The following is a 13,051-nucleotide window of genomic DNA, read 5'->3' on the forward strand; positions in this document are numbered from 1 at the left end:
GCATGGCCATCGCACCGGGACACCCCATCGACGTCCACACCTGGAGCACGCCCAACGGCTGGAAGGTCCCGATCATGCTGGAGGAGTGCGGCCTGCCCTATCGGGTGGTGCCGGTGAACATCGGCAAGGGCGAGCAGATGGCGCCGGACTTCCTCGCGATCTCGCCCAACAACAAGATCCCGGCCATCGTCGATCCGGACGGGCCGGGCGGCACGCCGATCTCGGTGTTCGAATCGGGCGCGATCCTGCAGTACCTCGGGCGCAAGACGGGATGCCTCTACCCCGTCGACGAGCGCGCCCGCGTCCTGGTGGACGAATGGCTGGCCTGGCAGGTGGGCGGGTTCGGGCCGATGCTCGGGCAAGCGCACCATTTCCGGATCTACGCCGAGGAAAAGATCGCCTACGCCATCGACCGCTTTACGCAGGAGGCCCACCGCCTCTACGGCGTCCTCGACCGGCGCCTGGCCGCCCACGAGCACGTGGCGGGCGACTATTCCATCGCCGACATCGCGATCCTGACCTGGGCCAAGTACCACGAGAAACAGGGCGTCGACCTCGAGGGCCTGCCCCATGTCCGGCGCTGGCTGACCCAGGTGCTCGCGCGCCCGGCGGTGAAGCGCGGGCTGGCGGCGATCTAAGCAGTCTTTCGTGGGTCGCCCCACGAATGACTGCTTAGATTTCCTTGATGGTGCAACATTTTTTCCTGCGAACCGCCAAACACTTCGCAGAGTGATGCTTGGCTCACGCCAAGCCCTTCACCCCCTCCACGAGAGAGGTGGTGCCCTCCAGGGCGAGCGCGTTCTCGGCCAGCGCCGTGTGCTGGCTCCGGCGATCTCCTTACCCTTGTGGTCCTTAAGCGGGCCCTCGATGATCGAGACCCCGCCGTCGTCGTCTCGGCATCGACGGCGTCGGCCCGCTCGCGCGCGGCCTCGGACCTCCCCGGTCCGTCGGCGCTCATGGCGACGAACCCGTCGGCCAGACCTCCGCGCAGACAATGCGACAGTGCGGCAGGGGTTCGGCGGCAGGGGTTCGGCGGCAGGGGTTCGGCGGCAGGGGTTCGGCGGCAGGGGTTCGGCGGCAGGGGTTCGGCGGCAGGGGGGAGGCGCGTCGCCCGCCCAGTGATCGTGCGGCGCCTGCACGCGCGGGCATCCTGCCCCGGTCCGGCCCACGGAGGCGACGAGCCCTCGCCGAGACGCCGCATCACGAAAAAGGGCCGGCCCTCCTCGCGGAACGCTTCCCTTTCGCCCTCGGATACGGATGGGAGCGCCCTACCGGCCGTAGCCGTCCGGCACATGGCGGCGGGTGCGGACCGAACCGGTGCCGATGTCGTCGTGGCGCATCGCGTGGCCGCGGGCGTGCCGCTCCTCGGCGAGGTTGTAGGGGGCGGCACGGCCGGTGAGGCCGCCCGGGGCCGTGGCGGCGGGGATGCCGGCCGGGGCGTTGTAGCTCTGGGCGAGGGCGGCACCGGCCGAAAGGCTCAGCGCGGCGGCAAGCGCGGCGGCGGCAAGGCGATGGGTCATGGCAATCGTCCGTGGGCAATCATGCGGTATCGGGTGTCGGGCAAAAGCGGCGACAGCGTACCGGGTTCCCGCCTTTTGGACATGACGCCCCTGTGAAACGACAGACCAGGCCTGAGTCCCGTGCAACAATCGCGTGACCACCATTCCGCGACGACCGCCGAACGGGTTTGCTGCAGCCTCGGACGCTGAGAAAAGACAACGGTCGCCAGCGTATCGTACCGGATACCGCCGATTTTTGCGGCGTCACGACCGATTTGGCACGACCGATTTGGCACGAACGACGGCGCCGCCCGCCGCTACAGGCTGCGCAGGGCACCCTCGGGAAAGGCCACGTCGTCGGCGAAGACCACCCGGTCCCCGTCGAGGCGGGCCCGGCCGCCGGCGACCAGGGCGAGGGCCTGCGGGTAGAGCCGGTGCTCCTCGACGAGGATGCGGGCGGCGAGGCGGTCGGGGTCGTCGCCCGGCCGCACCGGCACGGCGGCCTGGGCCACGATCGGCCCGGCATCGAGCTCGGGCACCACGTAATGCACGGTGCAGCCGTGCAGGCGCACCCCGGCCGCCAGGGCCTGGGCGTGGGTGTCGGTGCCGCGAAACAGCGGCAGCAGCGAGGGATGGATGTTGATCATCCGCCCGGCCCAGGCCTCCACGAAGGGCCCTGAGAAGATGCGCATGAAGCCGGCCAGGCACACGAGCTCGATGCCCACCGCCGTCAATTCGGCATGGAGGGCGGCATCGAAGCTGGCGCGGTCCGGAAAGGCGCGGTGATCGACGGCACGGGTCTCGATGCCCGCCGCCGCCGCATGGGCGAGCCCGGCCGCCTCCGGCCGGTTCGACAGGACGAGGGCGATCTCGGCGGGATAGTCGGGGGCCGCGGCGGCCGCCAGGATCGAGACCATGTTGGAGCCGCGCCCCGAGATCAGGATCGCGACGCGGGTCTTCCTCGGGTGCGTCATGTCAGAGCGCGAGGGTGCCGGTGAAGGTCACGGGCTCGGGCCCGCGCGGGGTGATCCGGCCAATCCGGACGGCGGCCTCGCCGGCCGCCGCCAGGGCCGCCGTCACCGCCTCGGCCGCCTCGGCCCGCACCACCGCCACCATGCCGATGCCGCAGTTGAAGGTGCGCAGCATCTCCGGCACCGCGACGTTGCCGGTGGCGGCCAGCCAGCCGAACACGGGCGGCACGGGCACCGCATCGAGGTCGATGGCGATGCCGACGCCGTCGGGCAGCACCCGGGGCAGGTTGTCGGGAAAGCCGCCGCCGGTGATGTGCGCCAGCGCCTTGATGCCGTCGGTGGCCTTCAGGGCGGCCAGCAGCGGCTTCACGTAGATCCGCGTCGGCGTCAGCAGCGCCTCGCCGAGGGTCTGGCCGGGGGCGAAGGGGGCGGGCGCCTCGTAGCCGAGCCCGCTCGCCTCGACGATCCGGCGCACCAGCGAGAACCCGTTGGAATGCACGCCCGAGGAGGGCAGGCCGAGCACCACGTCGCCCTCGGCGATGCCTTCGCGCGGCAGCAGCGTGCCGCGCTCGGCCGCGCCGACGCTGAAGCCGGCCAGGTCGTAGTCGTCGCCCGCGTAGAGGCCGGGCATCTCGGCGGTCTCGCCGCCGATGAGCGCGCAGCCCGCCTGCCGGCAGCCCTCCGCGATCCCGCGCACGATGTCGACGCCGACCCCCGGCACCAGCCTGGCGGTGGCGTAGTAATCGAGGAAGAACAGCGGCTCGGCCCCCTGGACGACGATGTCGTTGACGCACATCGCCACGAGGTCGATGCCGATGGTGTCGTGGCGCCCGGTGAGGATCGCGATCTTCACCTTGGTGCCGACCCCGTCGTTGGCCGCCACCAGGATCGGGTCGGCAAAACCGGCGGCCTTGAGGTCGAACAACCCCCCGAAACCGCCGATCTCGGCATCCGCACCCGGCCGGCGGGTGGCGCGCACCAGCGGCCTGATGGTGTCGACCATGGCGTTCCCGGCGTCGATGTCGACACCGGCCTGCGCGTAGGTCAGTCCGTTCTGCTTCTCGGCCGTCATCCGCAGCGAGCCCTTCATCCGATCGTCAGCGACCTCTAACCAGTCCTGCCCGTCTTCGCGAGTCCGGGAGCCAAGCGTTCCGACAACCATTGCGCGCGAGGCAAGGGACGGCCTAATCCCCTGGCGAGACCGCCTTGACCGGGCCGGACCCGATTCCCACTGTCGACAGCGACGACGAACCCAAGAAGGACGGCCGATGCGCGGCAGGACGATGATCGCAACGGCGGGCCTGGTGGTCTTCGTCGTGCTCTTCTACCTCCTCAAGGACGTGATCCTGCCCTTCGCCGCCGGGCTGGCGCTCGCCTATCTCCTCGATCCCCTGGCCGACCGCCTGGAGCGCCTCGGGCTCGGGCGCCTGAGCGCCTCGCTGCTCATCCTGGCGCTGTTCGCGGTGGCGCTGGTCCTGGTGGTGCTCATCGTCGGGCCGCTGGTGGCCAAGCAGGTCTCGGCCCTGGTCGCGACCCTGCCGGGCATGGCCTCGAAGCTGCAGGGCCTCATCGTCGAGCGGGCCGGCCCGCTGCTGGAACGGATCGGCGGCCCGGGCATCTTGAGCGACCTGCAATCCTCGGCCGGGACTTTGGTGGGGCAGGGGGGAAGCTGGGGCCTCTCGGTGCTGAGCTCGCTCTGGACCGGGAGCCAGGCGCTGGTCTCCATCGTCTCGCTCCTGTTCATCACCCCGGTGGTGGCCTTCTACATCCTGCTCGACTGGGACCGGATGGTCGCCAAGGTCGACGCCTGGGTGCCGCCGCGCCATCGCCCGGTGGTGCGCCGCCTCGGGCGCGAGATGGACGGGGCCGTCACCGGCTTCCTGCGCGGGCAGACGCTGGTCTGCCTCATCCTCGGCACCTTCTACGCCGTCGGCCTGTTCATGGTGGGCGTGAACTTCGGCATCCTGATCGGGCTCATCGCGGGCTTCCTCACCTTCATCCCCTACGTCGGCACCATCGTCGGCTTCCTGCTCTCGGTGGGCGTCGCCCTGGTGCAGTTCTGGCCGGATTCCGACTGGCTGCGCATCGGGCTGACGGTGGCGGTGTTCGCGGTCGGGCAGTTCCTCGAGGGCAACGTCATCTCGCCCAAGCTCGTGGGGGATTCGGTGGGCCTGCACCCGGTCTGGCTGATGTTCGCGCTGCTGGCGTTCGGATCGCTGTTCGGGTTCATCGGCCTGCTCATCGCGGTGCCGGTGGCCGCCTCGATCGGCGTCCTGGTGCGCTATGCGCTCGAACGCTATCTCGCCAGCCCGCTCCACCAGGCGCCGGATCCGGCGGCCCCGGCCTTCCCGAAGGGGCCCTGAGCCCGCCATGGACCGCCCGCGCCGCGACACCGCCCCCCCGAGGCAGCTGGCCTTCGACCTGCCCCTCGACCCGCGCTACGGGCGCGAGGACTTCCTGGTCGGGCCGGCCAACGAGACCGCCTACGGCCTGATCGAGGCGTGGCCCGAGTGGCCCGACACGGTGTTCCTGCTCACGGGGCCGCCCGGCAGCGGCAAGAGCCACCTCGCCTCGATCTGGGCGACGCGGGCCCATGCCTGGACCGTGGCGGCGGCCGCGCTGACGGGGGAGGGGGTGCCCCATCTCGTCTCGAACGGCGCCCTCGTGGTCGAGGACGTCGACCGACTCCAGGGGCGCGACGAGGCCGCCCTATTCCACCTCCTCAACCTCGCCCGCGAGCACCGGACCGCGATCCTGCTCACGGCGGCCAAGCCCGTGGAGGCGATCGGCCTGGCGACCGCCGACCTGCGCTCGCGCCTGCGCCTGGCACCCGGCGCCACCATCCTGCCGCCGGACGAGGCGCTGCTGCGGGCGGTCATCGTCAAACTGTTCGTCGACCGCCAGCTCGTGGTCGACCTCAGCGTGGTCGAGGCGCTGGTGCTGCGCATCGACCGCTCCCTGGCCCTGGCCCGCGAGGTCGTGGCCGAACTCGACCGCGACGCGCTCGGCCGCGGCCGGCGCATCACCCGGCCGCTGGCGCTGGCCGTCCTCGCCAGGCTCGGCCTCGGTTCGGAGGGGGACGAGTAGAGGCCGGCCCGGGCGGTGTCATGGAACCGTCACAAACGCGGGCCGACCGCATGCTAGGGACCCCTTCGTGGTCGACGAGAAGGAGATGTGCCGTTGTCGGAGAGGGAAGCGGACAGGATGAGCCCGGATGCCGAGGTCGGCGACGCCGAGACGACGCGGCCCCCCGCCACCCCGGGCAAGCCGCCCGCTCCCAGGCCCGCGGCCGCCAAACCCGCCGCATCCAGATCCACCGCGTCCAAATCCACCGCATCCGGGCCCGCGTCGTCCCCCAGGGCCGCGACCTCCAAACCGGCGTCGTCCCTGCCCGTGAAGGCGCCAGCCCCGCCGGAGCCCGCCTCCGCCGATGACGCCATGCCGGCGCGCGCCGAGGCGGCGGCGATCGTCGCCGCGGCGGGCAAGAATCCGGAGGAGGAGCGCGAGCTGCGCGCCGCCGTGGTCGAGGCCGGCCGCGCCCTGCGCCGGATGCCGGAGCGGTTCGTGAACCGCGAGATCTCGTGGCTGCAGTTCAACCACCGGGTGCTGGAGGAGGCCTCGAACCCCAACCACCCCCTGCTCGAACAGCTTCGCTTCCTCTCGATCTCGGCCAACAACCTCGACGAATTCTTCATGGTGCGGGTCGCCGGCCTGCACGACCAGGTCCGCGCCGGCCTCGTGGTGCCCTCGCAGGACGGGCTGACCCCGACCGAGCAGCTCGCCCGCATCGGCACCGAGGTCTCGCGCCTCGCCCTCGAGCAGCAGCAGCGCTGGCGCGAATTGCGCAAGGACCTGCACGGGGTCGGCGTCGACCTCGTCGAGCCGGCCGACCTCAGCCAGGACCATGCCGCCTGGCTGCAGGACTACTTCCTCAACCACGTCCTGCCGGTGCTGACGCCGCTGGCCATCGACCCGGCCCACCCCTTCCCGTTCATCCCCAACCTCGGCTCCACCATCGCCCTGATGCTGGTGCGCCCGCGCGACGGGCGCACCCTGCGCGCGCTGATCCGCCTGCCCTCGGTGGTCGAGCGGTTCGTGCGCCTGCCCGACGTGGGCGGGGACGCCATGGCCCGGTTCATCGCCATCGAGCAGGTGATCGTGCTGTTCACCGGGCGGCTCTTCCCCGGCTACTTCGTGAAGGGGCAGGGCGCCTTCCGGGTGATCCGCGACTCCGACCTCGAGATCGAGGAGGAGGCCGAAGACCTCGTCCTGCATTTCGAGACCGCCCTCAAGCAGCGTCGCCGCGGCGTCGTCATCCGCCTCGAGATCGAGGCCGGGATGCCGGAGGACCTGCGCGGCTTCGTCGCCGACGAACTCGAGATCGGCCCCGACGCGGTCTTCCTCGTGGAGGGGATGCTGGCCCTCAACGAGCTGTCGCAGATCGTCGGCATCGACCGGCCCGACCTCAAGTTCAAGCCCTACAACCCGCGCTTTCCCGAGCGCATCCGCGAGAGCGGCGGCGATGTCTTCGCGGCGATCCGCCAGAAGGACTTCATCGTCCACCACCCCTACGAATCGTTCGATTCGGTGGTGCAGTTCCTCGCCCAGGCCGCCCGCGACCCGCATGTGGTGGCGATCAAGCAGACCCTCTACCGCACCTCCTCGAACTCGCCGATCGTGGCAGCACTCGCCGAGGCCGCCGAGGCCGGCAAGTCGGTCACCGCGCTCGTGGAGCTGAAGGCCCGTTTCGACGAGGAGGCCAACATCCGCTGGGCGCGCGACCTCGAGAAGGCCGGCGCGCAGGTAGTGTTCGGCTTCATCGAGCTCAAGACCCACGCCAAGCTCTCGATGGTGGTGCGCCGCGAGGGCGACAGGCTCGTGAGCTACTGCCACGTCGGCACCGGCAACTACCATCCGATCACGGCCCGGGTTTACACCGACCTGTCGTTCTTCACGGCCGACCCGGCGGTGGGCCGCGACGTGGCGCGGCTGTTCAACTTCATCACCGGCTACGCCGAGCCCGCCGAACTCGAGAAGATGTCGGTCTCGCCCCTCACCCTCAAGGCGAAGCTCCTCGACAGCATCGAGCAGGAGATCGGCCACGCCAAGGCCGGGCGCCCGGCCGCGATCTGGCTGAAGTGCAACTCGCTGGTCGACCAGCAGATCATCGACGCCCTCTACGACGCCTCGGAAGCCGGCGTGCCGATCGACTGCATCATTCGCGGCATCTGCTGCCTCAGGCCCGGCGTGCCCGGCCTGTCGGAGACGATCCGCGTCAAGTCCATCGTCGGGCGCTTCCTGGAGCACGGCCGCGTCTACGCCTTCGGCAACGGCTACGGCCTGCCCCACCCCAAGGCCACCGTCTCCATCTCCTCGGCCGACCTCATGAGCCGCAACCTCGACCGCCGGGTCGAGGCGCTGCTGCCGATCACCAATCCGACGGTGCACCAGCAGGTGCTCGACCAGATCATGCTCGCCAACCTCCTCGACAACCGCCAGAGCTGGCGTGTACTGGCGTCGGGTGCGAGCGAGCGGATCCAGCCCTCCGACGGCGAGGAGCCGTTCAACGCGCACAAGTACTTCATGACGAACCCGAGCCTGTCCGGGCGCGGCAAGTCGTCGAAGAAATCGAGTCCGCGTGCGCTGAGCCGGCGAGCCCAGCGTTCCTGAAGGACCCGGCATGGGACAGGCACCGGGCATGAAACAGGCAGTCGGCACGACGGTCGGCCCGCCCCGCGATCCCCTCGCGATCATCGACATCGGCTCGAACTCGGTGCGGCTCGTCGCCTACGACCGCCTGAGCCGGGCACCGACCCCGCTCTACAACGAGAAGGTGCTGTGCGGGCTGGGCCGCAACGTGCTCACCACCGGCCGGCTCAACGAGGAGGCGGTCAGGCGGGCGCTCGCGGCCCTGGCCCGGTTCCGGATGCTGTGCGCGGTCATGGAGATCGAGCGGGTCTTCGTCCTGGCCACCGCGGCGGCGCGCGACGCCGAGAACGGGCCGGACTTCCTGGCGGCGGCCGAGGCCGCCTGCGGCCACCCGATCGAGCTCCTCTCGGGGCGGCGCGAGGCGGAACTCTCGGCGCTCGGGGTCGTCTCGGGCTTCCATGCCCCGGACGGGGTGGTGGGGGATCTCGGCGGCGGCTCGCTGGAACTCGTCGACGTGCGCGGCGCGGAGGTGGGGCAGGGGGTGACGATGCCGCTGGGCGGCCTCGCCCTGCAGGACCTCACCGGCGGCTCGCCCAAGAAGGCCCAGAAGATCGTCCGCGAGCACCTCAAGAAGGCCGCTCCCCAGCTCGAGACCTTGCGCGGGCGCAGCTTCTACGCGGTGGGCGGCACCTGGCGGGCCCTGGCCCGCCTGCACCAGGCCGCCCGCGCCTATCCGCTCCACGTCATGCACGGCTACACGGTGGAGCCCTCGGACGAACTCAACTTCCTCGAAGTGGTGGAGCGGGTCGACGCGGCCCTGCTCGCCGACGTCGAGAGCGTCTCGGAGGCCCGCCGCCCGCTCCTGGCCTATGGCGCGGTGGTGCTGGAGGAGATCCTGCGCCTGGGCCGCCCGCGCGAAGTGGCGATTTCGGCCAGCGGCGTGCGCGAGGGCCTGCTCTACGAACTCCTCGACCGCGAAACCCGGGCCGCCGATCCGCTCCTGGCCGCGGCGGCCGAGCTGAACGCCCTGCGCGCCCGCTCGCCGGGCCACGCCACCGACCTCATCGCCTGGACCGATCGCTTCGTGGCCGAACTCGACGGCCCCGAGACGGCGGACGAGCGCCGCCTGCGCCACGCCGCCTGCCTGTTGTCCGACATCGGCTGGCGGGCGCATCCCGACTATCGCGGCGGGCACAGCATCGACGTGATCACCCAGGCGCCCTTCGTCGGCATCGACCACCCGGGCCGCGCCTACCTGGCGCTCGCCGTCTACTTCCGGCACGAGGGCGTCGCCCCCGAGAAGGCGAGCCCGATCCTGCGCAACCTCGCCGGCCCGCGCCTGTTCGAGCGCGCCCGCCTCGTCGGCGGCCTGCTGCGGGTGGCCTTCCCGACCTCGGCGGGCATGGCGGCGATCCTGCCGCGCCTGCCCGTCGGCATCGCCGAGGGCCGCGTCGTGCTCACCGTGCCCTCCGACTGGCGATCCCTCGCCGGGGACCGCGTCCTCAACCGCGTGCGCGGGCTGGGACGGGTGGTCGGCCTCGACGGCCGGGTCGAGGTGGTGTGATACGGTTCCCGCTCGATTCGAGCGGGAACCGTATCGCCGAGTCCGCGCGGCGCCTGAGCGAAGCCGACATCCGCATTGCGAAGCCATCGAACGGATTTTGCAGGAGGGGCCGACCCACCCCGGCGGCGCCGGTCCCGCCGCCCGATCAGACCTGGACCTGACCGGCCGTCGAGACCTGCTTCCAGGGCAGGATGCGGCGCTCGGCGAAGTCGATGACGTGGTAGAGCAGGAAGCCCACGAACATCAGGACAAACAGCCCGACCCAGACCGAATTGAGGTCGTAGAGGCTGGAGGCGTTGTAGATCATGTGCCCGAGCCCGCGCTGGGACGAGATGAACTCGCCGACCACGGCGCCCACCAGCGCGAAGCCGATGTTGATGCGGAACATCCCGATCATCGCCGGCAGGGTCGAGGGCACGATCACGCTCTTGAAGATGCGGTGCTTCGAGGCGCCCATCGACGCGAGGAGCGCCTGCAGGTCCGGGTCGGCGTCCCGCGCCGCCTGGTAGGCGGCGATGAGGGCGACGAGGGCGGTGAGCGACACCGCCAGCGCCACCTTCGAGACGAAGCCGGTGCCGAACCACAGGATCACGATCGGGGCGAGGGCGATCTTGGGCACCGAGTTGATGGCGACGATGAACGGCTCGACGAGGCGCGCCACGAAGGCCGAGTACCACAGCCCGAGCCCGGCGGCGGAGCCGAGGACGGTGCCGATGACGAACCCGAGGATCGCCTCGATCAGCGTGTACCAGGTGTCGACGAACAGGCTGCCGTCCATGACGGCACGCACGAACACCCGCCAGATGCCGGAGGGAGCGCCGACCAGGAAGTCGCTGACCCAGCCCGCCCGCACCCCCAGCTCCCAGGCGCCGAAGAACGCCATCACCGCCGTGAACTGGATGAGGGCGCGCCCGGCCTGCGTGTCGGCGGCCAGCGCGAGGGCGCCAGGCCGGCGGGAGCGGGCGGGGGAAGGAGGAGGGGCCGCCTCGATCGATCGCGTCGTCATCAGGCGACCTTCGCGTGTGAGCGGGCCCGGGGAAGGGTCTGGGCCCGGGGACGGGTCTGGATGTCGAGTTCCCCGCACAGGGCGTGGAAGTATTCCGAGAAGCGTGGATCGGAGCGGGCGCCGATCGGCGAGCGGTCGGCGATGGCGATGTCGTGGACGGCCTTGACCGTGGCCGGGCGGTTGCCGAGCACCACCACGCGCTTGGACAGCGCCACCGCCTCGTCGATGTCGTGGGTCACGAGCACCACGGTCTTGTCGTAGGTCTCCACCGCGTCGAGCAGCACGCCTTCGAGGTAGAGCCGGGTCTGGTAGTCGAGCGCCGAGAACGGCTCGTCGAGGAGCAGGATGTCGGGGTCCATGATCAGGGTCCGGATCAGCGCCGTTCGCTGGCGCATGCCCCCCGACAGGGTCTTGGGGTAGGCGTTCTCGAATCCCGAAAGGCCGAAGGTGGAGAGGTACTCGCGGGCGGTGTCCAGCGCCTGGGCCGGGTCGACGCCCTTCATCTCGAGGCCGAGCATCACGTTCTGCAGGACCGTGCGCCAGGGAAACAGCAGGTCCTTCTGCATCATGTAGCCGACCCGGCCGCGTAGGCCCGGCACGACCTCGCCCCGGTAGCGGATGGTGCCGCCGTCGGGGTCGAGGAGGCCGGCGATGATGTTGAACACCGTGGTCTTGCCGCAGCCGCTCGGGCCGATGATGCTGACGAAGTCGCGCTCGTAGATATCGAAGCTCAGGCCGTCGAGGACCGGGACCGGGCCGGTTTTACTGGGAAAGGCCTTGCGGATTCCGCGCAGGCCGAGCTGCACCGTCTGCGCCGTCATGAAGCCTCCATCGCCGTGCGCATCGCCCAGCAATGTTCGGGCCAAAGTGCATGCAGAACCGAAGGCGAGGCCTCGCAGCGCCGATCAGGCGACGCGGCTGCGGCGGGCCGGATGGCCGGCGGATGCGTCGGTCCGGAAGGTGTTCCGGCCGGCCGCCTTGGCGGCGTAGAGGGCGGCATCGGCCCTGGCGAACAGGGTGGCGGGGGCCGCGGCGTCGTGCCAGGCGACGCCCACGGATGCGCCGAGGGACGCGCCGAGGGACGCGCCAAGCGGCAGGCCGTGGTCCTCGCCCTCCGCCGGGCGGCGCAGGGCCGCGACGATACGGCCGGCGAGGTCTTCGGCGATTGTCGGGTCATCCGTACCGAGGAGCACGCCGAACTCGTCGCCGCCGATGCGCGCCACGAGGTCGGCGCGATCGCAGACCGTGCGCAGGCGGGCGGCCGCCCGGCGCAGGCAGGCGTCGCCCGCCAGATGCCCGAGGGTGTCGTTGACCGCCTTGAACCCGTCGAGGTCGACGAGGAGGAGGGCGGCCCCGCAGCCCTCCTCCTCGACCGCGGCGAGCCGCGCCTGGAAGCTGGTGCGGTTGGCGAGCCCGGTCATGTCGTCGAAGGCGGCGAGGTAGCGGGTCCGGTCGAACAGGGCCTTCTCCTCGGTGATGTCCTGCTTCATCCCGAAGATGCGGGTGGGGACCCCGTCCTCGCATTCCACCGTGGCGGTGATCCTGATCCAGCGCCGGTTGCCCAGGCCGGTGACGATCTCCGCATCGAGGGTGAACCCGCGGGCCTCGCCGATGGCGCGGGCGCGGATCGTGTCGAGGGCCCGTCGCGAGTCCGGCGCGTAGAGGGCCAGGGTCGCCGCCCGGTCGAGGACCGAGCCGCGGGGGAGGTCGAAGAGGTCGTAGACGACGTCGGTCCAGGTCAGGTGTTCGCCGTCGAGGGTGCATTCCCACACCCCGATCCGGGCCGCTTCCGAGGCCCGCGCGAAGATCTTTTGGGCATGGGCGAGGGCGGCCGACTGCCGGGCGAAGGCGGCCTTCAGCCGTTCCAGTTCCGCCGTGTCGTCGTCTTCGCCCAGGTCGATCACCGCTTGCGCGTCGTCGGGTGCCGGGTCGTCGCGCATGCAGAGCATCGTCCGCCATCGTCGCCGTTCGATCAAGGCGCCTATCATGGAGCAAGGTCGATTAAGAGACCTTCACGGGATGGCCCGATGCCGACGCTCCGGGCGTGTTGTGCTACCGCCGGGGACGCCACCAGGAACCGATCCGATGACGATGAAGACGACGTTCGTGGTCCAGACCTTCGTGATCAAGCGCAAGCGCCTGGTGCCCGGAGACCGCGAGGTCGCGCCCACCGAGAGCGGCGCGTTGAAGAAGGCCGAGGCGATGGCCGGCCGGATGCCGGGCACGGCCGCCCTCAAAGTGGTGGCCGACGACGAGACCGGGGAACTCGAAGGGGTGACCATCCTCGGCCGCTTCGGCGAGATCCCGGAGGATTTCGCCGAGAGCCTGCAGGGCGGCTGAGCGAAGCCCATGTCCGCATCAC

12 protein-coding genes are annotated in these 13,051 nt (G+C 70.9%); 6 read left to right on the forward strand and 6 right to left on the reverse strand.

Annotated features, from left to right (window positions below; all coding sequences use genetic code 11):
* Positions 1-2: 2 nt before the first annotated feature.
* Positions 3-638 carry a glutathione S-transferase N-terminal domain-containing protein gene (locus tag ASG40_RS06965; RefSeq protein WP_055882895.1) on the forward strand — a complete coding sequence of 212 codons (636 nt, stop codon included), beginning with the start codon at positions 3-5 and terminating at the stop codon, positions 636-638.
* A 630-nt stretch (positions 639-1,268) separates the two neighbouring features.
* Here the strand turns inward: ASG40_RS06965 and ASG40_RS06970 are convergent.
* The 3 genes from ASG40_RS06970 to purM form a co-directional block, all read right to left on the reverse strand.
* Positions 1,269-1,520 carry a hypothetical protein gene (locus ASG40_RS06970; RefSeq protein ID WP_055882897.1) on the reverse strand — a complete coding sequence of 84 codons (252 nt, stop codon included), beginning with the start codon at positions 1,518-1,520 and terminating at the stop codon, positions 1,269-1,271.
* A 296-nt stretch (positions 1,521-1,816) separates the two neighbouring features.
* Positions 1,817-2,473 carry a phosphoribosylglycinamide formyltransferase gene (purN, locus tag ASG40_RS06975; RefSeq protein WP_055882899.1) on the reverse strand — a complete coding sequence of 219 codons (657 nt, stop codon included), beginning with the start codon at positions 2,471-2,473 and terminating at the stop codon, positions 1,817-1,819.
* Between the two features lies 1 nt (position 2,474).
* On the reverse strand, positions 2,475-3,542 hold the full coding sequence (gene purM, locus ASG40_RS06980) for a phosphoribosylformylglycinamidine cyclo-ligase (RefSeq protein WP_055883016.1): 1,068 nt from the start codon (positions 3,540-3,542) through the stop codon (positions 2,475-2,477).
* A gap of 196 nt (positions 3,543-3,738) precedes the next feature.
* Between purM and ASG40_RS06985 the strand changes: the two genes are divergently transcribed.
* From ASG40_RS06985 to ppx, 4 genes are all read left to right on the forward strand, one after another.
* Positions 3,739-4,833 carry an AI-2E family transporter gene (locus tag ASG40_RS06985; protein ID WP_055882901.1) on the forward strand — a complete coding sequence of 365 codons (1,095 nt, stop codon included), beginning with the start codon at positions 3,739-3,741 and terminating at the stop codon, positions 4,831-4,833.
* A gap of 7 nt (positions 4,834-4,840) precedes the next feature.
* The gene (locus ASG40_RS06990) at positions 4,841-5,557 is read left to right on the forward strand and encodes a DnaA ATPase domain-containing protein (protein ID WP_055882903.1); all 717 of its coding nucleotides are present in this window, start codon (positions 4,841-4,843) and stop codon (positions 5,555-5,557) included.
* 93 nt (positions 5,558-5,650) lie between these two features.
* Positions 5,651-8,140 (forward strand): RNA degradosome polyphosphate kinase, encoded by a 2,490-nt coding sequence (locus ASG40_RS06995; RefSeq protein ID WP_443136589.1) that lies wholly within the window; start codon positions 5,651-5,653, stop codon positions 8,138-8,140.
* A 28-nt stretch (positions 8,141-8,168) separates the two neighbouring features.
* A complete protein-coding gene (ppx, locus tag ASG40_RS07000) occupies positions 8,169-9,683 on the forward strand; it encodes an exopolyphosphatase (RefSeq protein ID WP_244475636.1) in 1,515 nt (504 codons plus the stop codon).
* 145 nt (positions 9,684-9,828) lie between these two features.
* On the opposite strand, the gene ASG40_RS07005 is transcribed toward ppx, so the two are convergent.
* From ASG40_RS07005 to ASG40_RS07015, 3 genes are all read right to left on the reverse strand, one after another.
* Positions 9,829-10,689, reverse strand: coding sequence for an ABC transporter permease (locus ASG40_RS07005; protein WP_055882909.1), 861 nt, complete (start codon positions 10,687-10,689; stop codon positions 9,829-9,831).
* Positions 10,689-11,510: an ABC transporter ATP-binding protein gene (locus ASG40_RS07010; RefSeq protein WP_055882911.1), complete on the reverse strand. Its 822-nt coding sequence runs from the start codon at positions 11,508-11,510 to the stop codon at positions 10,689-10,691. The genes ASG40_RS07005 and ASG40_RS07010 overlap by 1 nt, the downstream gene beginning before the upstream one ends.
* An 84-nt stretch (positions 11,511-11,594) precedes the next feature.
* Entirely contained in the window at positions 11,595-12,629 is a 1,035-nt protein-coding gene (locus tag ASG40_RS07015; RefSeq protein ID WP_244480550.1) for a diguanylate cyclase domain-containing protein, read from the reverse strand.
* 145 nt (positions 12,630-12,774) lie between these two features.
* On the opposite strand from ASG40_RS07015, the gene ASG40_RS07020 reads away from it, so the two are divergent.
* Entirely contained in the window at positions 12,775-13,029 is a 255-nt protein-coding gene (locus ASG40_RS07020) for a hypothetical protein (protein ID WP_055882915.1), read from the forward strand.
* Positions 13,030-13,051 lie beyond the last annotated feature (22 nt).

The organism is Methylobacterium sp. Leaf399 (assembly GCF_001424525.1).
Lineage (GTDB): Bacteria > Pseudomonadota > Alphaproteobacteria > Rhizobiales > Beijerinckiaceae > Methylobacterium.